At 72.4% G+C, this 20,355-nt stretch carries 17 protein-coding genes; 1 reads left to right on the top strand and 16 read right to left on the bottom strand.

Annotated features, from left to right (window positions below):
- Positions 1 to 116: 116 nt before the first annotated feature.
- Positions 117 to 473 carry an SsgA family sporulation/cell division regulator gene (locus ACFWB8_RS25900; protein WP_385231686.1) on the bottom strand — a complete coding sequence of 119 codons (357 nt, stop codon included), beginning with the start codon at positions 471 to 473 and terminating at the stop codon, positions 117 to 119.
- 498 nt (positions 474 to 971) lie between these two features.
- Between ACFWB8_RS25900 and ACFWB8_RS25895 the strand changes: the two genes are divergently transcribed.
- Positions 972 to 1,664 carry a phosphatase PAP2 family protein gene (locus ACFWB8_RS25895; RefSeq protein WP_385231683.1) on the top strand — a complete coding sequence of 231 codons (693 nt, stop codon included), beginning with the start codon at positions 972 to 974 and terminating at the stop codon, positions 1,662 to 1,664.
- Positions 1,665 to 1,681: 17 nt separating this feature from the next.
- On the opposite strand, the gene ACFWB8_RS25890 is transcribed toward ACFWB8_RS25895, so the two are convergent.
- The 15 genes from ACFWB8_RS25890 to ACFWB8_RS25820 are packed head-to-tail and all read right to left on the bottom strand — an operon-like array spanning position 1,682 to position 20,354.
- Entirely contained in the window at positions 1,682 to 3,046 is a 1,365-nt protein-coding gene (locus ACFWB8_RS25890; RefSeq protein WP_385231680.1) for a glutamate-1-semialdehyde 2,1-aminomutase, read from the bottom strand.
- A 7-nt stretch (positions 3,047 to 3,053) separates the two neighbouring features.
- Complete coding sequence (locus ACFWB8_RS25885; protein ID WP_385231677.1) at positions 3,054 to 3,605, bottom strand: dTDP-4-dehydrorhamnose 3,5-epimerase family protein; 552 nt, start codon at positions 3,603 to 3,605, stop codon at positions 3,054 to 3,056.
- Positions 3,602 to 4,843: a polysaccharide pyruvyl transferase family protein gene (locus tag ACFWB8_RS25880; RefSeq protein WP_385231674.1), complete on the bottom strand. Its 1,242-nt coding sequence runs from the start codon at positions 4,841 to 4,843 to the stop codon at positions 3,602 to 3,604. Before ACFWB8_RS25880 ends, ACFWB8_RS25885 begins: the two co-directional genes overlap by 4 nt.
- Positions 4,840 to 5,787, bottom strand: a complete 948-nt coding sequence (locus tag ACFWB8_RS25875; RefSeq protein ID WP_385231671.1) for a glycosyltransferase family 2 protein — start codon at positions 5,785 to 5,787, stop codon at positions 4,840 to 4,842. The genes ACFWB8_RS25880 and ACFWB8_RS25875 overlap by 4 nt, the downstream gene beginning before the upstream one ends.
- The gene (locus tag ACFWB8_RS25870; RefSeq protein ID WP_385231668.1) at positions 5,784 to 7,082 is read right to left on the bottom strand and encodes a hypothetical protein; all 1,299 of its coding nucleotides are present in this window, start codon (positions 7,080 to 7,082) and stop codon (positions 5,784 to 5,786) included. Before ACFWB8_RS25870 ends, ACFWB8_RS25875 begins: the two co-directional genes overlap by 4 nt.
- Entirely contained in the window at positions 7,079 to 8,392 is a 1,314-nt protein-coding gene (locus ACFWB8_RS25865) for a DUF4910 domain-containing protein (RefSeq protein ID WP_385231665.1), read from the bottom strand. Before ACFWB8_RS25865 ends, ACFWB8_RS25870 begins: the two co-directional genes overlap by 4 nt.
- A complete protein-coding gene (locus ACFWB8_RS25860) occupies positions 8,389 to 9,414 on the bottom strand; it encodes an NAD-dependent epimerase/dehydratase family protein (protein WP_385231662.1) in 1,026 nt (341 codons plus the stop codon). Before ACFWB8_RS25860 ends, ACFWB8_RS25865 begins: the two co-directional genes overlap by 4 nt.
- A 3-nt stretch (positions 9,415 to 9,417) precedes the next feature.
- The gene (locus ACFWB8_RS25855; RefSeq protein ID WP_385231659.1) at positions 9,418 to 10,065 is read right to left on the bottom strand and encodes a PIG-L deacetylase family protein; all 648 of its coding nucleotides are present in this window, start codon (positions 10,063 to 10,065) and stop codon (positions 9,418 to 9,420) included.
- Positions 10,062 to 10,862: a glucose-1-phosphate cytidylyltransferase gene (locus ACFWB8_RS25850; RefSeq protein ID WP_385231656.1), complete on the bottom strand. Its 801-nt coding sequence runs from the start codon at positions 10,860 to 10,862 to the stop codon at positions 10,062 to 10,064. The genes ACFWB8_RS25855 and ACFWB8_RS25850 overlap by 4 nt, the downstream gene beginning before the upstream one ends.
- Positions 10,859 to 12,094 carry a class I SAM-dependent methyltransferase gene (locus ACFWB8_RS25845; RefSeq protein ID WP_385231653.1) on the bottom strand — a complete coding sequence of 412 codons (1,236 nt, stop codon included), beginning with the start codon at positions 12,092 to 12,094 and terminating at the stop codon, positions 10,859 to 10,861. Before ACFWB8_RS25845 ends, ACFWB8_RS25850 begins: the two co-directional genes overlap by 4 nt.
- Complete coding sequence (locus ACFWB8_RS25840) at positions 12,095 to 13,366, bottom strand: glycosyltransferase (protein WP_385231650.1); 1,272 nt, start codon at positions 13,364 to 13,366, stop codon at positions 12,095 to 12,097. It lies immediately after the preceding gene.
- Positions 13,367 to 13,368: 2 nt separating this feature from the next.
- Positions 13,369 to 14,673 carry an O-antigen ligase domain-containing protein gene (locus tag ACFWB8_RS25835; protein ID WP_385231647.1) on the bottom strand — a complete coding sequence of 435 codons (1,305 nt, stop codon included), beginning with the start codon at positions 14,671 to 14,673 and terminating at the stop codon, positions 13,369 to 13,371.
- 1 nt (position 14,674) lies between these two features.
- Entirely contained in the window at positions 14,675 to 16,201 is a 1,527-nt protein-coding gene (locus ACFWB8_RS25830; protein WP_385231644.1) for a right-handed parallel beta-helix repeat-containing protein, read from the bottom strand.
- An 8-nt stretch (positions 16,202 to 16,209) separates the two neighbouring features.
- Positions 16,210 to 18,162: an alginate lyase family protein gene (locus ACFWB8_RS25825; protein ID WP_385231640.1), complete on the bottom strand. Its 1,953-nt coding sequence runs from the start codon at positions 18,160 to 18,162 to the stop codon at positions 16,210 to 16,212.
- The gene (locus ACFWB8_RS25820) at positions 18,159 to 20,354 is read right to left on the bottom strand and encodes a bi-domain-containing oxidoreductase (RefSeq protein ID WP_385231637.1); all 2,196 of its coding nucleotides are present in this window, start codon (positions 20,352 to 20,354) and stop codon (positions 18,159 to 18,161) included. Before ACFWB8_RS25820 ends, ACFWB8_RS25825 begins: the two co-directional genes overlap by 4 nt.
- Between the last annotated feature and the right edge of the window lies 1 nt (position 20,355).

The raw sequence follows: 20,355 nt of genomic DNA, 5'->3' as shown, positions 1-20,355 counted from the left end.
CCCCTGAGGGGTCCGGGACCGAGGCACGTCCACGTCCGTACGCAGCGACCGGCGCCGACGCGAAGACCCGGCCCGCGGCGCCCGCCCGCACGGGCAGGCGCCCCCTCGCCCGGACGTCAGCGGGCCAGGAACTCGTCGAGGAGCTTGTCGACGTCGAGGAACTCCTCCCCCGCGCCGGTGATGGCGTACGTCTGCTCCAGGAAGCCCGTGAGCGCCCGGGCCTCCACGAAGAGGACGGTGTCCCCTTGCGTCTCGGCGGCGGGGCCTCGCAGAGCTATGCGGAGCTCGTCGGCGCCGGCTGCCCGATGAGGGCTGAAGGTGACGTCTCCCTCGCCCACCGGGCTGTGGAGCCCCTCGGCGAGCATCTGCCGGTCGAAGTGCCAATGGGCCAGGACGGTGGGGCCGTCGAGGAACGCCGCTTGGACCACGTACGGGTCCTCGCCGTCGTACGAGAACCGGGCAAGGAGCGGCAAACGACCCCTCGCCGCGTCGAGGCGGACAACGGTCAGAGCAGACACACAGGACATCGACAGGCCTCCGGGATGGGCTGCACGGCTGCACTCATCTGCCCCGCTTCACCCTTGTCACACAGGCCCGCACGAGGGAACCGCCCGGAAGGCCGCGGGACGCCCACCCGTCCCCGCGGAGCGGTAATCGCGTGGTGTGCCGCGACCGGATTGTTGGTTAGGGTGACAAGTAGAGGCTTGGAGCGGGTGTACGCGGAGCAGTTGCGCTCGCTGGACGGTGGGTCGGACACGACGGGGGGGGCTCGCGTTGGATCGCCTGGCCGGAGCGGACCTGGAAGCCGGCCGAGCCCAGTTCGTGCTCGACGGGTTCGTCCTCTTGCTCGGTCCAGCCGCGCAGCCCGTACGGGCCCTCGGCGACCAGCGCCCGAAACGCGATGCCCTTGGCGCAGGCCCGGGCGGTGGTGGCCGCGACGATGCCGTTTCCGACCTGCCCGCGGGAGCCGTGTGACCGGCCGGCCGGCGCCGGCGGTGCTGCCCCCCTCGCTGCGCGCGGGGCTCGGGCTGATCGCGGCCCTCGCCGCGCTGATGGTCGGCGTGCTCGGGATCCTGTACGCCGGCCACAGCCGGCCCGGCATGGTGGACGTGTGGATCCAGTCGGCGGTGGACGGCGTGCGGCCGCCGTGGCGGCACGTCGCTCTGGCCATGGACTTCATGGGGGAGCCCGCCGGAGCGGCGACGCTGGTCGTGGCCACCGTGTCGGGCTGCCTGCTGCTTCGGCGTCCTCGCGCAGCGGTGCTCGTCGTTGTCGGCGTCGGCATGGCCGTGGGGGCGGCGACGCTGCTCAAGCACCTGGTGGGACGCACCATCCACGGCGGGTACCTGTCCTACCCGAGCGGGCACACCGCATTCCTCACCGCGTTCGCCCTCGTGGTGGCGCTGCTCGCGACCGGCCGGCTCGGCCTCGTCCGGACGGCCGGCACGCTGCTCGTGCTCGCCGCGGCCCTGGTTGCCGGCGCCGCCATGGGCTGGGCGCAGGTCGCCCTGGGCGCGCACTACCCGACCGACGTCCTCGGTGGCTGGTGCACCGCGCTGGCGGTGATACCGGCGACCGCGTGGCTGGTCGACCGGACGGCCGACCGGCTGACCGACCGGACGGCCAACCGGACGGCCGACGCCGGTCGGCGGGTGCGTCGCTGACGTCACGCCACGTCACGTCACGCCAAGCGGCGGAAGACGGGCTTCACCGGCCGCCCGGCCAGCCATGGGGTGGGGTCAGCGGCGTCCAGTGCCTTCCGGTACACCGCACATGCCTGGGCCACCACGTCTACGGTGCGGTCGATGTCGGCGTCGTCCAGCGCGCTGCTCACCACGAACGACGGGGCCAGCACTCCGCCCGTGAGGAGCCGGCGCAGGAACAGGGTGCGGTACTGCTGTGACGGCTGCAGGTTCTCGTCGAGGGTGGCGAAGACCAGGTTGCTGGCCCGGCCCCGGACGACGATGTGGTCGCCGACGCCCATGGCGGCCGCGGCCTCGCGGACACCGGCGGCCAACCGCTCGCCGAGGGCGTGCAGCCGCGCGGTGATGCCCTCCTCGACATAGGTGGTCTGCACCGCCATCGCGGCGGCCAGCGAGTGCGTTTCCGCACCGTGCGTGGTGGACAGCAGGAACACCCGGTCTCCGGAGTGGCGCAGCCCGCCCCGCTCCATCAGGTCGCGGCGCCCGGCCAGCGCGGAGACCGCGAACCCGTTGCCCAGCGCCTTGCCGAACGTGGAGAGGTCGGGGACGACGCCGTACAGACCCTGGGCGCCCGCCTCGGACCAGCGGAAGCCGGTGATCATCTCATCGAAGATCAGTACGCAGCCGTGCCGGTCGGCCAGCTCGCGCAGGCCGGCGAGGTACCCGGGAGTGGGGTCTCCCCCGCTCGAACGAAGTTGAGAGCTTGGGGAAGGCTCGGCGTGGCCGGCAGGTTCGAGGATCAGGCAGGCGACCTCGCCCTGGTACCGGGTGAGCAGTTCTTCAGTGGCGGCCAGGTCCCCGTACGGGAACGCCACGGTGAGTTCGGTGGTCGCCGCCGGAACACCGGCGGACATCGGCGTGGTGCCGATGAACCAGTCGTCGACGGAGAAGAACGGATGGTCGCCGCAGATGGCCACCCGCGGGCGCCCGGTGACGGCGCGGGCGAGGCGCACCGCGGCGGTGGTGACGTCGGAGCCGTTCTTCGCGAACTTCACCATCTCGGCGGTCGGCACCGTGGCCAGGAAGCGTTCCGCGGCCTCGACCTCCACGATGGACGGCCGGACGAAGTTGCTGCCGCGGTCGAGTTCCCGCCGCACCGCCTCGAGCACGCGCGGGTGGGCGTGGCCGAGGCTGACCGACCGCAGGCCGGAGCCGTACTCGACGTAGCGGTTGCCGTCGACGTCCCACACGTGGGCACCGCGGCCGTGGCTGATGACCGGGGCCAGGTTCTCGGGGTACTGGTCGTCGCCCTTGGCGTAGGTGTGGGCGCCCCCGGGGATCATGGCGTGCAGCCGCTCGTTCGCCATCCGCGACCGGGGCAAGCGGAACTCTCCGGCGTCCACGCTGACTTCACCCTTCCTTTCGCTGCAGGACCTCGGCGAGGCTCGGCGCCTCCCGGTCCCGCTTGGACATCGATATGACCGGAAGCGGCCAGGGGATGGCGAGCTCCGGGTCGTCGAAGGCGATCGTCACGTCCTCGGCCGGATCGTGCGGGCGGTCGATCCGGTACGAGACGTCGGCGGTCTCGGTCAGCGCCTGGAAGCCGTGCGCGCACCCCGCCGGGACGTACAGGGTCAGCTGGGTCTCGCCGGACAGGTCGAAGAAGGCCCGGTTGCGGTAGGTCCGAGAGTCGGGCCGCAGGTCCACGACGACGTCGAAGACCCTCCCGTACGAGCACCGCACGAGCTTGGCCTCGCCGGCACCCGAGCGCAGGTGCAGGCCGCGCAGCACGCCCCGGACCGAGCGGGACACGCTGTCCTGGACGAAAGCGTCCGGGTCGAGGCCCACCGAGCGGACCACGTCGGCGTCGAAGGTGCGGCAGAAGAAGCCGCGCTCGTCGGCGTAGGGCGTCGACTCGAACAGGTACGCGCCGGCGATCGCCGGGACTTCGGTCGCTTTCATGGAGCCTCCCGCAGGGCGTGGGCGTGGTCGGCCGCCGGGAAGAGGGCCGCGGTCAAGGCGGTGAACTGGTGCTCGAGGCGCCGGGTGGCGGTCAGGTTCCGCTCCGTGAGGGTCCGCCGCAGCTCCGCCGAGCGCTGCTCCAGCGCCCGGAACTGCTCGAGCAGCCGGTCGGCGTCGACCTCGCGGGCCGGGTGGCAGTAGGCGGCGAGACCCATCTGGGCCATGAGCGCGTCGCTCTTCGCCGCATAGCTGAGTGCGAGCGTCGGAGTGCCGACCTTCAGCGCGCAGATCAGGTTGTGGTACCGGACGGCCACCACCGTGTCGACCGCCGCCATCTCCTTCATCAGGTCGGCCAGTGAGGACGTCTCGGCAGCGGTGACCAGCGGCGAGTCCACCGCGTCGAGGATCGCGGCGACCACCGGCACGTCGACCCCGTCGCCGGTGAGCAGCCGGACCGGCCTGCCGTCCTCGACCAGCGCGCGGACGAAGCGGATCGTCCCGTCGAGGTAGCGCCGGTGGATCTCCTCGGCCCGGGCCCGGTCGTCGTCACCGCCGTGGAAGGCCATGACGCCGACGCCGACCGGGCCCGGCGGGACTGAGATTTTGTCGGGTCCGCTCGCCGACAGCGTCGGCAGGGAGAAGGCGAGGTCCGGGTAGACCTCGTCGTGCGCGGTGTCCACGCCCATCGCCCGCATCGCGTCGCGGGACGGGGTGTCCCGGTACGACCGGTACGTGGCCAGCCGCGCCGACCAGCGCACCAGGGCCCGGGTCGGCCGGTTGCCGATCGCGGCGGCGCCGACGCTGACCAGCGCGACCCGGGTGCCGAACAGCCGGCCTGATGCGCAGAGCAGGAACAGCGAGTACGGGAAGCCCCACGGCCGCAGCGGCAGCGTCGCCTCCAGAACGCCCATGCCCGGCACGATCACCACGTCGTGCCGGCGCACCCAGGCAGCGGTGCGGACGGCGTCGACGAGTTTGCCCAGACCCTTCGCCGCGATCGCGGCCGCCCGCGACGCGGTCCGGTACTCCCCGCGGTACCAGTGCAGCCGCGTCGCGGGGATCCGGTACCGGGTCGTGACGACCTCGGGTCCGCCGCACAGGGCGTCCACGACCGCCTCCGGGTGCTCGGCGCGGAGGTAGCCGAGCACGGCCTCGAGCGACCCGTCGTTGCCGAGGTTGCCGGAGCCGAGCAGGCCGAACACCCCGACGCGCACCGGAGTTTCGTGTCCCGACGTCATGCCCGCCTCCCCTCACGGCCGGCGACGAGGGCATCGACCGAGACGGTGAGCTCGGCCGGGTCGACGGGGGCGCGGTCCTCGACCCGCTCGCCGGCGCCCGGCCGGACCCGGCTGGCCATCCATGCGACCAGGTGGCGGTGGCACGCGCGCCGGTCGGCGGGGGACAACGGCGCCCGCCGGACCGCCGCGACGAACCCCCAGACGTACTCGGCGAGCAGCCGGGGCGTCGGGTGCAGCGGGCCTGCCCGGAGCGGATCCAGGTTGACGCACCGGGAGCGCTTGCCGGGGTTCGCGCGCTCGGCGCGGGTGGGGTGGTCGCGGCGGAAGTACAGCAGCTCCGGCACCTGGTGGAAGGGCCCGTGCAGGGCGATCTCGGCGACGAACGTGCGGTCCGCGTGGTGGTAGCTGTCGAGCGGTTTCACCCGGCGCAGCACGTCGGCCCGCATCACCCCGTAGAAGTCGTCCCCACCGGGCTCGAACAGCAGACTGCGGAAACGCTCCGGCGGGTGCGGAGAGCCGGTGGCGAGCCCGTACTCGTACGGCACCTTCACCTGGCCGTCGCCGTCGATGACCGCCTGGTCGGCGTGCGCGACGATCACGTCCGGCCGCTCGTCCAGCGCCTCCACGCAGCGCCGCAGCAGGTCCCGGGCGTACAGGTCGTCGTGCGAGGCCCACTTGAACAGCTCGCCTCGGCACTCGGTGAACACGTAATTGTGGTTCGGCGAGGCGCCGATGTTCCGGGGCAGCCGGAGGTACCGGATGCGCGAGTCCCGCGCGGCGTACCGGCGGCAGATGTCCTCGGTCCCGTCGGTCGAGGCGTTGTCGGAGATGACCAGCTGGAAGTCCTCGTAGGTCTGGCCGAGCAGGGCGTCGAGCGACTCGGCCAGGTACTCCTCGCCGTTGTACACGGGCAGGCCGATGCTCAGCCTGGGTTGGGCGGTCATGAGATCCTCACTTCGGGAATGGGGTTCTTGCTGTGCTCGCGCAGGGCGGACCGCAGTTGCAGCCACCACACGGCCGAGCCGCTGACGGTCGCGGCGGCGACGCCCCAGGCCGAGCCGACCGTGCCGGCCGCGGCCGCCCCGCCGAGCCCGCCGCTGACATAGCAGACGGAGGCGAACAGCTGGCAGCGCAGGCTGCGCCGGGCCGCGCCGAGCGCGCGCAGCCCGGCCGCCGCGCCGGTGCCGAGGCCGGCGCCCGCGACGGCGAGGGTGACCGGCAGGATGAGTTGTGCGGCGGAGGGCCAGACGCCGCCGAGCACCAGCTCACCGAGCCGGTCCGGCACCGTCAGCAGCGCGCCGCCCCAGAGCAGCGCGGCGGCGGCCTGCCCGCCGCCCAGCAGGAGGCAGAACGAGCCGAGCCGGTGCGGGGCCTGCCGTAGCACCCGCGCCGCCTCCGGGACGGTGACCAGCGACAGTCCCATCAGCACGGCGAGGAACGGGCCGAGCAGGAGCTCGGCGCCCCGCACCGCACCCACCGCGCCGACCCCGACGATCGCGCCGAGCCCGTACGCCCGCAGCTGGCTCGCGCCGCTGAGGCTGACGTTCTCGACCAGGTAGCGGTAGCCGAGATCGCGCTGCTCGCGCAGCCACCCGCGCGCCCCGGTCATCCTCGGCCGGATGCCGGACTGGAGGCAGCCGTACGCAGCGGCCACCGTGGCGGACGCGCCCCAGGCGAGCACGAAGGCGGCCACGCTGCCCACGTGGGCCGCCACCACCAAGGCCGGGACGAGCGCGACGCCCCAGACGAGGTCGTTGACGAACGCTTTCCGCCCGGCGCCGGCGGCGAAGAACGAGAACCGCCAGGCATCCTGCAGCAGCAGCCCCGGCAGCATGACGCCGAGGCACGCGAACGCGGGCCCCACGCGGCCGCCGAGACCGAGCCCGACCAGCAGACACGCCGCGCCGAGGGCCGTACCGGCGGCGAGGGCGGTACCCGCCGACCGGGCCACCGCCCCGCGCCAGGACGCGTCCGGCACGCCGCTGAAGCGCACCACGAGCGGGTCGGTGGCCAGCCCGCGGGAGACGTTGAGCACCACGCCGTACGTCACCCAGGCGAGGCTGAACACGCCGAACGCGGTCACCCCCAGCGAGCGGGCCACGTAGATGCCCACCGCGAAGTTGGACATGCTGGAGGCCGCCTGGTCGGCCAGTCCCCAGGACAGCCGGCCGACGAGGGCCCGCTTGGCGGACCCCGCCGATGCCGTCTCCTTCGCCTCCTCGGTGGTCATCGGCGTCATGCCTTGATCAACCCGGCGCCGCGCAGGGCGTCGGCCGCGGCGGCGACGGTGTCGAACGGCAGCCCGGACCGCTCGGCGACCTCCAGCAGAGCGTGCTCGCCGTCGGAGAGGCTGAGCACCCAGAGCATGGCCATCTGGGCCTGCTTCGCGTCGCTGCGGCCGCCGAGCGAGTCGTACAACCCGCGTCGGCCCAGCTGTGGTTCGCCGTAGGGGCTGAGGTTGACGTACCGCCGGTTGCGGTCGAGCACGGCGAATGCCTCGCGGCAGACGGCGAGGGTGTCCGCCATCGCCTCCGGGGAGACGAAGTCCAGATTGTCCGCCGAGGTGTGGTATTCGGGGTAGCCGGCGTACGGGGTCCGGCTGAGCGAACCCACGCCGAGATCGAACCCGGGCGAGCAGAACTGCCGCTCGTCGTAGCCGTACGGAGTGAACTCGGTGACGCGGTGCGGGCGGTCGGAGGCACGAAGCACGTGCTGCACCACCCGGTCGATCTCCGCGTCGCCGCGCCTGCTCTGTTTGTACGTCAGCTGCCCCGAGTCCCCGGCGCAGGCCAGCACCAGCCCGTGCTTGACCCTTCCCCCAGCTCTCGGCTCCGCTCGAGCAGGGGATGCCCCATTCACCCGCTCCGCGTTGCGGGCCAGCCAGGTGATCGCCCCGATGGTGCCGGGCGCGAACAGGAACCGGTAGGTGTAGTACGGCGTCCGCTCCGCCAGCGCCCGGGCCAGGAACGTCGCCACCGCGATGCCGGCCAGGTTGTCGTTGGCCAGCGACGGGTGGCAGACGTGGCAGGAGACGATCACCTCGTCGGCGACCTGGCCGGGGACCACGTGCTCGGCGTAGGTGAGGTGGCCGTCCGAGAGCGTGGAATCGATGCGCACCTCGTACTCGCCGTCCGGCAGCGCGTCCAAGGTCTCCTGGGCCAGGCAGAACCCCCATTGCGGCGTGTAGTAGCTGGTGCGGTACGGCACCCAGGCCGGGTGGTCCGGCAGGGTGTGCAGGTGTGCGCGCAGCTCGGCCAGCGGCATGGTCGCCGCCACCGGCACGCTGTAGCCGAGCACGTGCAGGCTGGACGCGGCGAAGTCGACGACCCGGTTGCCGGCGGAGTCGGCGATGTACGCGTCCCGGATGTTCCACTCCTGCGGCACCGTCCAGTCGAGCACTTGCGTCCCGGTCGGCACCTCGTGCACCTGCAGCGGAACGTACTCGCCGACGATCTCCAGGGTGGCGCGCACACCGTCGCCGGTGATGCTCCGGCACAGCGGGTACAGCCGCTCCACCAGCGCGTACATCTCGTCGCCGGCCGCGGTCATCGGCGCCACCGCAGGGTGTCGTCGACGGCGCCGGCGTCGGACGCCGCGCGCAGCACGGCCAGCCGGGTGAAGCGTCGCTCGAAGTCCTCCCGGGTCAGCCCGTGTTTGCGGTAGGCGTCGGCGAGTTCGAGCGCGCCCTGCTTCACCGTCCACTCGCAGTCGAAGCCGGGCACCGCGGCGCGGAACCGGGAGAAGTCCACCCGGTACGAGCGCGGATCGGCACCGCTCGCCCCGGTGATCTTCACCCGCGAGCCGGGGACCGCCTCGGCGACCTGCTCGGCGATCTCGGCGACCGTGACGTTGTTGATCTCGCTGCCGATGTTGAACGCCCGGTCGTGCACCGATTCCCGCGGCGCGACCAGCGCGGCCGCGAAGGCCCGTGCGATGTCGGCCGCGTGCACCAGCGGGCGCCAGGGGGTGCCGTCGGAGAGCACCAGCACCTCGCCGGACAGGAGCGCGTGGCCCACCAGGTTGTTCAGCACGATGTCGGCGCGCAGCCGGGGCGAGTAACCGAAGGCGGTGGCGTTGCGCATGAACACCGGGCTGAAGTCGCCGTCGGACAGCGCGTGCAGCTCGTCCTCCACCCGCACTTTGGACTCCGCGTACGGCGTCACCGGGCGCAGCGGGGCGTCCTCGGTCACCAGGTCGTCCCCGCCGGCGGCGCCGTAGACCGAGCAGGTCGACGCGTACAGGAAGCGGCGCACTCCGGCGTCGCGGGCCAGCCGGGCCAGCCGTACGGAGGCGTGGTGGTTGATGTCGTAGGTGAGGTCCGGCGCCAGCGATCCCAGCGGGTCGTTGGACAGCGCGGCCAGGTGGATCACGGCGTCCACCCCGGCCACGTGGTCGGCCGTGACGTCGCGCAGGTCCACCCGCCGCCCCGGCGGGTCCGCGGGCGGCGGGCCGAGGACGCAGTCGGCGAACAGGCCGGCGTCAAGGCCGACGACCTCGTGCCCGGCGGAGCTGAGGACCGGGGCCATCACGGTGCCCAGGTAGCCCTGGTGTCCGGTCAGCAGTACGCGCATGGTTCATCCCCCCAGATTGAGCGTGAGTTTGGTGACGGCGAATGCCTCGGCGTAGCGCGCATGGCATTCGATGCCGCGGATCCGTGCGAGACCGAGGAAGGCCTCCCGGTCGTACCAGGGGCGGTGCCGTTGCGAGGGGTAGTGCTCCTGCAACAGCCGCACCTTCTGTTCGGCGATCTCCGGCGACAGCGGCTGGTACGCCGCCGGACGGCCGAGATCGCCGTCCCACTTGACGATCTCGTAGCCGAGCACGAGGTGGTCGCGGAACGCGGTGGTGACCAGCTTCGCCAGGCCGCGGTGATCCTGGTGCGCGTCATCGGTGCGCGGCGCCAGCACCAGGTCCGGCTCGGTCTGCCCGCGCAGCTCCTCGACCGCGGCCTTGGCCTCGTCCCAGTGCGTGGGCATCCGGCCGTCCGGCAGCTTGAGCACGGTCAGCCGCAGTTCGGCGCCCGGGCAGAAGGCGGCGAGCGCGGCCCGCTCCTCCTCCTCCCGCTCGCTGCCACCGCCGGAGAGCACCAGCACGTCGATGCGGATACCCGGCCGCGCGCTGCACAGCGTCAGCAGCGTGCCGCCGGCGCCGATGGCGATGTCGTCGCAGTGCGCGCCCACCGCGACGACCCGGTCCAGGCGCCCGGCTCCGAGCCGGATCACGCCCTCGCTCCAGCGCTCGCGCCGTCCCGTTCCCACACGGCCCACGGACGGTCGCCCACGGCGTAGGCGGCGTCGAGCGCGGCCCGCTCCTTCACGGTGTCGGTCGGCTTCCAGAAGCCGCGGTGCTGGTGCGCCACCAGCCGTCCGCGCTTGGCCAGTTGGGCACATCCGTCGGCGACCAGGTCACCGTTCTCCGGTATGTGGTCGAAGACCTCCTGGCGGAGCACGAAGTAGCCGCCGTTCTCCCACAGCGGCATGTCGCTCACCGCGGTGATGCCCCCCACCAGGCCGTTCTCGCCGAGCTCCACACAGTGGAACGAGGACTGCGGCGGCACCACCATCATCGACGCACCGGCGTCGCGCCGGGAGAAGGAGTCGATCATCTCCGGAAGCGGGGCGTCGGTGAGCACGTCGGCGTAGTTGGCGAGGAACATGTCGTCGCCGTCCAGGTGGTGCCGCACCCGGCGCAGCCGCTCTCCGATCGGCGACTCGATGCCGGTCTGCACGAACGTGATCGTCCAGGAGGCGATGTCGGTGGACAGCAACTCGGTCTGCCCGCCCCGCAGCACGAAGTCGTTGGACGTCGTCTCCTCGTAGTTGAGGAAGAAGTTCTTGATGTGGTGGGCCCCGTACCCGAGGCACAGGATGAACTCCGTGTGCCCGAAGTACGCGTAGTAGCGCATGACGTGCCAGATCAGCGGCCGCGGGCCGACCATCGCCATCGGCTTGGGCAAGTCGTCGGAGGCACCGCTGCGCATGCGCAGCCCATAACCGCCGCAGAACAGTACGACCTTCACGGCTTGACCTCGACAATGCTCAGTTCCGGAATGGGAAAGACCAGCCGGCCGCCCCAGGCGTGCACGAAGGACAGTTGCTCAACGAGCTCGTCCCGCAGGTTCCACGGGAGGACGAGCACGTAGTCCGGTTCGTCGGCGGCTATCTGCTCGGGCGGCAGGATCGGGATGCGGGTGCCCGGGGTGAACCTGCCGTGCTTGTAGGGGTTGCGGTCGACCGTGTACGGGAGCAGGTCGGGCCGGATGCCGCAGTGGTTGAGCAGGGTGTTGCCCTTGCCCGGAGCGCCGTAGCCGACGACCGTCTCGCCGCGCTCGGCCGCCTCGACGAGGAACCGAAGGAGGTCCCGGCGCACCTTGGCCACACGGGCGGAGAACTCGGTGTACCCGGACAGCTCCTGCAGCCCGGCGGCCTTCTCCCGGTCCAGCACGTCGGCCACCCGTCGGGTCGGCTCGCCGGCCGCCTCGGTCGGCCGGGCCCACAGCCGGATGGAGCCGCCGTGCGTGGGCAGCAGCTCGACGTCCACGAGCGCGAGTCCGCCGCTCGCCAGCGCCCGGGTCGCGGACGCGACCGTGTAGTACTGGAAGTGCTCGTGGTAGATCGTGTCGTACTGGTTCTCCTCGATCAGGGTCAGCAGGTGCTGCACCTCGATGGAGACCCAGCCGTCGTCGGCGACCAGGGCGCGCAGCCCCCGGGTGAACCCGACCACGTCGGGGATGTGCGCGTACACGTTGTTGGCGACGACCAGGTCCGCCGGGCCGTGCTCGGCGCGGACGGCCGAGCCGGTGGCCGGGTCCAGGAACTCCGTGAGCGTGGGCACGCCCGCGTCCCGCGCCGCGGCGCCGACGTTCACCGACGGCTCGATGCCGAGGCAGCGGATCCCCCGGTCCACCATGTGCTTGAGCAGGTACCCGTCGTTGCTGGCGACCTCGACCACGAAGGCGTCGGGGCCGAGAGCGAGGCGCTGTACGGCGTCGGCGACGAACGTGCGTGCGTGTTCCACCCAGGAGGTCGAGTAGGAGGAGAAGTACGCGTACTGCGTGAACGTCTCCTCCGGCGTGATCAGCGGAGGGATCTGCGCGAGCCAGCAGTCGGTGCACACCCGCAGGTGCAGCGGGTACGTCGGTTCCGGCTGGTCCAGTTGGTCCGCGGCGAGAAAGCTCTCACACGGCGGGGTCGCCCCCAGATCGACGACGCTCGCCAGCGTCGCCGAGCCGCAGAGTCGGCATCGTGTCATCTACTGCCCCCATCCCTGCTCGCGCGGGCGCTCCGCCGCGAGCCAGCGTTTTACGTTCCCTACCGGCGGCGCGCTGTTCGCGCCGCCGGACCGCCCCGCGATCGCGGTGCGGTACCCCTCCAGCAGGCGCTCCAGCCCGACGGCCGGGCTGAACCCCTGCTCGTAACGGCGCCGGGCCGCCTGGCCCATCTCCCGGTTGCGGGCCGGCTCGGCCGTGATCCGGCGCATGCAGGCCGCGAGCGAGGCGGGCTCGCCCGGCCTGTGCAGCAGTCCGGTCACCCCGTCCTCGACGAGTTCGACGAAGGCGCCGTGACCGGCGGCGACGGCCGGGACCCCCGCCGCCATCGCCTCCACGACCACCAGGCCGAACGCCTCCAGCCACGTAGAGGGAGCCACCACGGCGACCGATTGCGCGACGGCCTGCCGGCACTGGTCCGGGTCGTACAGGCCGACGTACCGCACGTCGTCCCGGCCCGCCGCCCAGGCGGTCACCTCTCCCTCCAGTGGCCCCGCGCCGGCGACGACGAGCGGCACGCCCACACCGCCGTCAGCGGCGATCTCGTCCCACGCGGCCATGAGCAGCCGCACGCCCTTGGCTTCCGCGAGCCGGCCGAGATAGAGCAGGTGCTCGCCGGCGCCCGCTCGGCGGGTGCCCGGGTCGGGCACGAAGTTGTGCTTCACCGCCAGCCGCTCGGGTGGCATGCCGGACCGCACCAGGACGTCTCGCTGCGCCGCGGAGATGCAGAAGAACCGCTCCACGCCGGACCACCACCGCCGCCGGTTGACCGACAGGCTGACCGCGAGCGGCACCGTCGCCAGCCGGGAGTTGCGGTAGCAGCCGTGCCGGACGGCGGGCAGCGGCGCCGACCCGACGCACTCGGTGCACGGCCGGCCGTCCCGCTGCAGCGTGCCGGGCGGGCAGACCTGGGTGTAGTTGTGCAGTGTGGCGACGGCGGGCACGCCGGCGTCGGCGCAGGCGGCCAGTACCGCGGGCGACAGGAGCGGGAAGACGTTGTGGACGTGCACCACGTCCGGCCGCTCGGTGCGGAGCCGGGCGGCGAGCTCCGCGCGGACCGCCGGGTTCCACGGCACGAGGAGCGGCACCGCGGCCTTGGAGAGCAGGGAGCGGGCAGCGATGTCGTCGCTGCGCCGCTCGAACACCTCGACCCGGTGGCCTGCCTCGCGCAGCAGCCCCACCTCCTGGTCGACGACCTTGTTCTCCCCGCTCGGCTGCGCCGAGGCGTAGCGGTTGTGCACCACGAGAACGTGCATGCTCAGGTCACCTCCGATTTCCGGGCCCGTTGCGGTATGCGTCGTCGAGGGACTTCGGGTGTCGAGAGGGGAGCGGCCGCGGCCGGTACCGCCAGCAGCGAGGCGGCCACGGTCAGGTGCAGCAGGTACGGCGAGGCGTCGCCCAGCCCGGCCTCGGTGTACGACGCGATCGCGCAGTAGCTGATCAGGAAGATCGCGCAGGCCCTCTGCAGCGACGGTGGGCGCAGCAACGCGACACCGCCCAGCACGATGATGATCGCCGCCACGATGACGGTGCCGGTCAGACCCTGCTCGTTGTAAACGGCCAGCCAGCTGTTGTCGATCGGCAGCCCGCCGTACGACTTGTCGCCCAGGCCCGCGCCGAACAGCTGCTCCGAGGTCGTCCGGGGGGCCGCCAGCAGGGCGTCCCAGACCTTGGCCCGACCGGTGAGGTTGGAGAAGTTCTCCTGGCTCTGTCCGCGCAGGAACCACGCCTGTAGCGCGGAGTTGAACGCCACACCGGCCACCGTGGCGCACAGCACCGCCCAGCCGAAGAACCGGCGGGCGGCGGCGCTGGTCAGGACGAGCGAGCCGATCGCCAGCACCAGCCCGATGAGCAGGCCGAGCGTCGCCGTCCGGGTATGGGTCAGCGCGAGCAGGACGAGTGCGGGCACGATGACCATCGCCGCGCTGCGCCCGTCGGTCCGGCGGTCCAGAGCGAGCAGCACGGTGAGCCCGATGATCACCGCGGCGTACTGTCCGATCTGCGGCGGGGTGAGCGGCCACAGCGCGCCGACCAGCCGCCCGCCGTAGAGCTCGGGCATGGCCGCGCCCGGTGAGACGAGCAAGCCGGCGGCCACCGACGCGAGCACCGCGAAGTACAGCCGGATGTGGTGCCGGACGAACGTCGGGCTGCCGTCCCACCAGCGGCTGAGCAGCCACAGCGTGCCGACGAAGAGAGCCAGCCGGGCGCAGCGGAACAGCGCGCCGAACCCGGACTCCAGGTGCGCGCTGGAGATCACGCTCGGCACCAGCAGCAGGGTGAGCAGGAACAGGAAGGCGCTGGCTCGGATGCGCAGCCGGAGATTGAGGGCGAGCGCCAGCGCGAACGCGGCGACCAGCGCGCCCATGGTGGCCATCTGGATGAGGGAGCGCGGCAGCGGGATGATGGTCTTCGCCCCGGCGGAGCCGAGCGTGTTGAGGATCAGCAGCCCCCAGACGATCCCGACGCTCTTCGGTGTGCCGGGAGGGCGCGGTTCGGCGCCGGGCCGCGTGCCCGCGGCATCCGGTCCGCCCGGCAGCCCGTCGCGCGTCAGGTCGCGGCTCATCTCAACCACCGGCCTGGGGCTGGAAGGTGCTGCCCGCGTCCTGCTGGTACGGCGTGCCCTGCCACTGTCCGAAGTCGAGTTCTCGGCTCGGGTCGTGGGCGACGAAGCTCCATGGTCCGAGGTAGACGTTGTCGTGCCAGCGGTTCTCCTGCTTGTGGGTGATCGCCTCAGCCACCGGTTCGCCCTTGTACGGCGACCAGTCCGGATACGTGCCGTAGTTGGCCAGCACCGCCATGCGGCCGCACTTCACCGTGCACCCGACGACGGACGTGTCCAGCACGAAGCGGTTGCTGTGGACGTCCACCCTCTGGGTCTTCCACCGGCAGTCGGCGTAGAGCGGTGTGGTGGCGATGGCCGGCTGGGCGCAGTGGTCGGTGTTCTTCACCAGCAACGTGCAGTCACCGGAGGAGGTGTTGGCCGGGCTGTTGCAGAACCGGTCGGCGTTTTCCCACAGGGTGATCCCGGACCAGTTGTTCTCCAGCACGTTCTGGTAGATCTCGATCTTGTCCGTGCGGGCTCGGATCCGTGGTTCGCCGCCGGACTCGGACAGGTAGACGGTCGCGAACGGGAAGTTGTCGCCGTCGGCGGCTTTCCTGCGGCCCTCGACCCAGTTGTTCCGCCGGATCGTGTTTTTCCGGATGACCGCGTTGTAGCTGGTCTCGTAGATGAGCGCGGCACCGTCGTTGGCGTCGAGCACGTTGTCCTCGATGCGGAAGTCGTTGTTGTTGGTGTCCGCCCACAACCCGGGTCCGCGGTTGTCGTGCACCCAGTTGCCGCGTACGTCGGCGCCGTTGACGGCCCAGAACTTGACGCCGCCCGTGCAGCCGCAGCCCGGCTGGCGACGCTCCCAGTCGTCGGTGTTGTTGGCCACGATCTCGTTGCCCTCGACCACCAGGTCGCTGAGGGGGCCGCCGGCCTTGTACGCGTTCAAGCCGTACTGTCCGTTGCCGCGCAGGCAGCTGGCGCGGACCCGCTGGCGGGCACCGGCCATCAGCCCGGCGCCGGAGTTGTTCTGGATCGTCGCGTGCTCGATCACCCACCCGTCGGCCGAGTCGTGGTTGACCACGCCCTCGCTCTGCGGCGCGGCGAAACCCTGCACGGTCAGGTAGCGGATGGTGACGTTGGGGGCGGCACCGCCGAACGCGTACTGATTGGTCTTCTGGCCGTCGAGCACCGCGCCCGGCGCGCCGAGGTAGCTGTTTCCCTCCTTGGGGATGACCTGGGCGAAACGATCCGATTCGAGCCTGTGGGTCCCCGGTCGAAGCCAGAAGGTGGTGTTCGGAGGGCTGCTCTTGGTCTTCGCAGCCAGGTCACCGACCACCGCGGGGTCGACCGTCACCGCGCCCGCCGGCGCCGTCGCCGGTCCGGCCGCGGGCGTGGCGCACACTCCGGCCACGGACGTGGAGGGCGCGACGGTCGGCTCCGCCGGGGCGCCCGGTGCGCTCGTGCAGCCGGTCGCCGCCAGCAGGACCAGGACCAGCACCAGCGGTGCCGTCGCCGTCGCCCAGTGCCGCCTCTTGATCCCCACGCGCCCCCCTAGCCGCGGAACCTGAGTACGGTGGTGAACCCCTGCGCGCCGTCGGCGAAGCCGGTGCCGACCAGCGTGGTGGAGGGTTCCTTGCGCCCGAAGCCTGCGGAGTACCAGCCCAGCGGCGGGTCGGTCTCGCCGCGATGCGCCCTCCAGGACAGCTGCCCGGGCAGGTCGAGCACGGCGGAGCGGTCCTCGCCGTCCCGGGTCCAGGTGAGCACTGCCCGGTTCTCCACCAGGTCCGCGGCGATCGCCGGGCCGAGGTGGAACGCCAGCTGCGCGGCCCGGCGCGGGCCGCGCACCTCGTCGACCACCCGCAGCTCCTGGCTCGCGGCGGTCAGCTCCACCCGGCGGCGGTGCACGGAGCGCTGGTAACCGTCGTGCTCGGCGCACCAGCGGGCCGTCCCACCGTCGGAGGTGCCGGATGTGTCCGCGACCAGGACGCGGCTGCGGGCATGCCGGGTCCACAGGAACGGGCCGCCGGAGACGGACTGGTCACCGTCGTCCAATCGCAGGGTGTTGTGGCCGAGGGTCGACCGGAAGTACTGCCGCCACTCGGGCTGCCCGTGATAGCAGAACGTCCCCGGGTCGGCGAGCACGTCGACCCCGTCGTGCCGGACCTCCACGGACAGCGCGTCCGCGTGGGCATGCGCGGCGATGGACAGGAATCCGTGCGGACCGCCGTCGCAGCGGCACCAGATCTCCCCCGGACCGCGCAGGATGGTAAGCCCTGCGTCGGCGAAGTGGGCCGGTCGGCTTGCCGGGCGGGTCACGGCCGGTGCGGCGGGCCGGATGAGCGCGGCCAGCAGCGGGGTGCGCACATCGGTGCCGGTCACCGCCGGCCACCAGGCGAGTCGGCCGAACACGGCGTCCCCGGTGGCCAGCAGCGAGGCCCAGCGGTCGGTGCCCGCGCCGTCCACGACCAAGCCGTGCCCGTCGTCCGCGTCTCCCTGGCGCGGTGGCCGTAGGCGGCCGTCCACGACGGCCGCGAGCGCGTCGGTCATCCGCAGCAGCACCAGCCGGACCGGCGCGGGGACCGGCACGCCGGCGGCATCCGCCTCGGCCACCGCGGCCAGGCCGAGCTCCAGCACGAGTCCGTGGTACTCGGTGGCCGACTCGCGGTTGAGGCCGGAGCCGAAGGTGTTGCTCCGCAGGTGCCGCTCCAGCGACCGCAGCGCGCCGGCTCGCCAGCGCGCCGAGGAGGGGAACCACCCGAACGCGCAGGCCGCGGCGAACTGCCCGGCGGCCTCGGCGATGATGTGGTTGTTCGCCGAGGACCCCCGGCTGGGGAAGGCGGCCAGCCAGCGCTGGTGGTGCCAGATCTGGTTCAGCGCCACCGGGTTGCCCTCGAACAGCCCGGCCGCGCCCGGCCAGCCGTCGAGCAGCCGGCGGATCCACACCCAGGACAGCAGCCGGATCCCCAGCTCGATGCCGCTGATCCAGTGCACCCCGCGCAGCGGCGCGTTGGCCGCCCACCACGACCGCAGGTGCTCGGCCACTCGCTCGGCGTACCGCTCGTCCCCGGTGATCGCGTAGGCGGCGGCCAGCACGGTGAGGTACTGGTGCCGGGACAGCTCCCAGATCTGCTTGATGTCCCCGACCGCGTCCTCGCTGCGGTACGGCACGTCGAAGGCGTGGCCCTGCGGAGCCCGGCGCCCGGTCTTCGGGTCGTACCACCAGTCCGGGTCGGCCAGGTCGTCGCGGTCCACCCCGAAATACTCGGCGTGCCCGGCCATCAGCCGGTCCGCCTCGGCGATGAGACGTTTCGCGGCGTCCGGCGGCACCGCGTCGATCGACCCGGCGGGCAGTACCGCGGTGAACCGGGCGCCGATCACGCTCGGGCAGTCCGGCAGCGCCGACCGCCACCGCCGCCTGCGCACCGCGTCGCCCACCCGGCCGCCGACCTCCCGCGGGCCCATCCGGGACAGCCGCCGCAGGTACCAGCCCGCGCTCGTGGTCATCGCGTCCTCGCCAACGTCACCGGCGCGCCGCTGACCAGGCCGGTCTGCACGGCGAGGGTGGCCGCCGTGGTGGCGACCAGCGATTCCAGCGGCACCGGCATCGGGCCGCCGGTCCGCACGGCCTTGATGAACGCGGCCAGCTCGGCGGACTGGCCCTTGTCCCGGGCCTTGGGCAGCCGCGAACTGACCCACCGCTTGCGGCGGCCGTCGTAAACAGCGGCACGGACGAAGTCGTCGAGCCGCAGCACCTTGCCGGCCGCGACGAGGTCCAGCGTCTCCTTGGGGAAGCCGGGCGAGCCGGTGGTGACGTAGCTGATGGTGGCGGTGGACCCGTCCGGGTAGCGCAGCACGACCTGCAGGTCCTCGTTGCCGGACGTGGCGACCGCATACACCGAAACCGGATCGGCCTCGAGCAGCCAGCTCGCCGTGTCGACGAAGTGCCCGCCCTCTCCGGCGAACCGCGAGCCCTCGGTGCCCTGTTGGAGGTACCAGCTGCCGTGCTGCAGCCGGCCCGCGTTGACCAGGTAGCGGAGGCTCGCCGGGCCCGTCCGGACCCCGAACCGTTTCCTGGCCTCCTGCAGCAGCGGCGCGAACCGGCGGTTGAAGCCCACCTGCAGCCGGTCGTTGCCGGACTCCTCCACCGCCGCGAGCACGCCGGCCAGCTCGTCCTCGGTGAGGGCCAGGGGCTTCTCCACGAACACCGCCTTGCCGGCCAGCAGCGCCCTGCGGGTCAGTTCGGCGTGCGAGCTGTGCCGGGTGACGACGAACACCGCGTCGATGGACTTGTCGCCGAGCACGGCGTCGAGATCGGTGGTCGCCTCGGCGAAGCCGAACTTCCGCTTCGCGTTGGCCGCGGACAGCGCCGTCGTGGTGACGACCGTGGACAACTCGACGCCGTCGCGCTGTGCCAGGTGCGGCAGCAGCATCGACGTCGCGTAGTTCCCCGCGCCGGCGAACGCCAGCCGCACCGAAGCCTTGGCGGACCGGGCCGGGGTGGGCACGTGGCCGCTGCGTCGCACCGCGGGCACGGCCATGGCCGGGGCCTCCGCTTCCGCCGTGTTTGCAACGGGGCCGGGGTACCGGAACAGCACGGCCACGGCCTTCAGGTCGCCGTCCTTGAGACGCTGGTACGTCTCGACGGCGTCATCGAAGTCGGCGATGTGGGAGACCAGGGGCTCCACGTCGATGCGGCCGCGGGCGAGGAGATCGAGGAAGCACGCCAGGTTGCGGCGCTCGGTCCAGCGCACGTAGCCGATCGGGTAGTCCCGCCCCTCGAGCTCGTACTCCGGGTCGTAGCGCCCGGGGCCGTACGAGCGGGAGAACCGGACCTCGAGTTCCTTCTCGTAGTACGCGTTCCACGGCAGGTCCAGGCGGCACTTGCCGATGTCGATGACCCGGCCGCGGTCCCGGCAGAGCCGGGCGGCCAGCTCGACGGGCTGGTTGCTGCTGCCGCCGGCGGCCAGGTACACCTGGTCCACGCCGTGACCGCCGGTGAGCTCGGCGACCGCGGCTTCCACGGCCGCGGACGCGGGATCGCCGCAGGCCGCAGCGCCCAGGCGCTCGGCGAGTTCGCAGCGCACCGGGTCGGGGTCGACCCCGACGACGCGGACTCCCGAGGCGGCCAGCAGTTGCACCACCAGCTGCCCGATCAGCCCCAGGCCGATGACCAGCGCCACCTCGCCGAGCTGCGGCTCGCCCTGGCGGACGCCCTGCATCGCGATCGACCCCACGGTGCCGAAGGCCGCGTGCCTGGGCGCGAGGCCGTCCGGCAGCCGGGCGTAGAGGTTCTTCGGCACCCAGTTCAGCTCGGCGTGCAACGCGTGCTCATTGCCGGCGCAGGCCACGAGGTCGCCGACCGCCACGTCGTCGATCCCGGTGCCGACCTGCTCGACCACCCCGCACAGCGAGTAGCCCAGCGGCGTGTAGGAGTCCAGCTTGCCCATCACCTTGCGGTAGGTGGCGGGCACCCCGTTGGTGGCCACGCTCTGCATGACCTTGGCCACCTGGTCCGGACGGGAGCGGGCCTTGCCCACCATCGACATGCCGGCCTCGGACACCTTCATGAGCTCGGTCCCGGTGGAGATCAGCGAGTAGGCGGTCCTGACCAGCACACCGTCCGGCTTGCACCCCGGTACCGGTACGTCGAGCAGGGCCAGCTCGCCACTCTTGTAGTTCTGCACAACCTGCTTCACT

Source organism: Streptomyces sp. NPDC060031 (assembly GCF_042736805.1).
Taxonomy (GTDB): domain Bacteria; phylum Actinomycetota; class Actinomycetes; order Streptomycetales; family Streptomycetaceae; genus Streptomyces.
The sequence above is the reverse complement of the archived record's forward strand: the minus strand, read 5'-3'. Positions and strand labels throughout refer to the sequence as shown.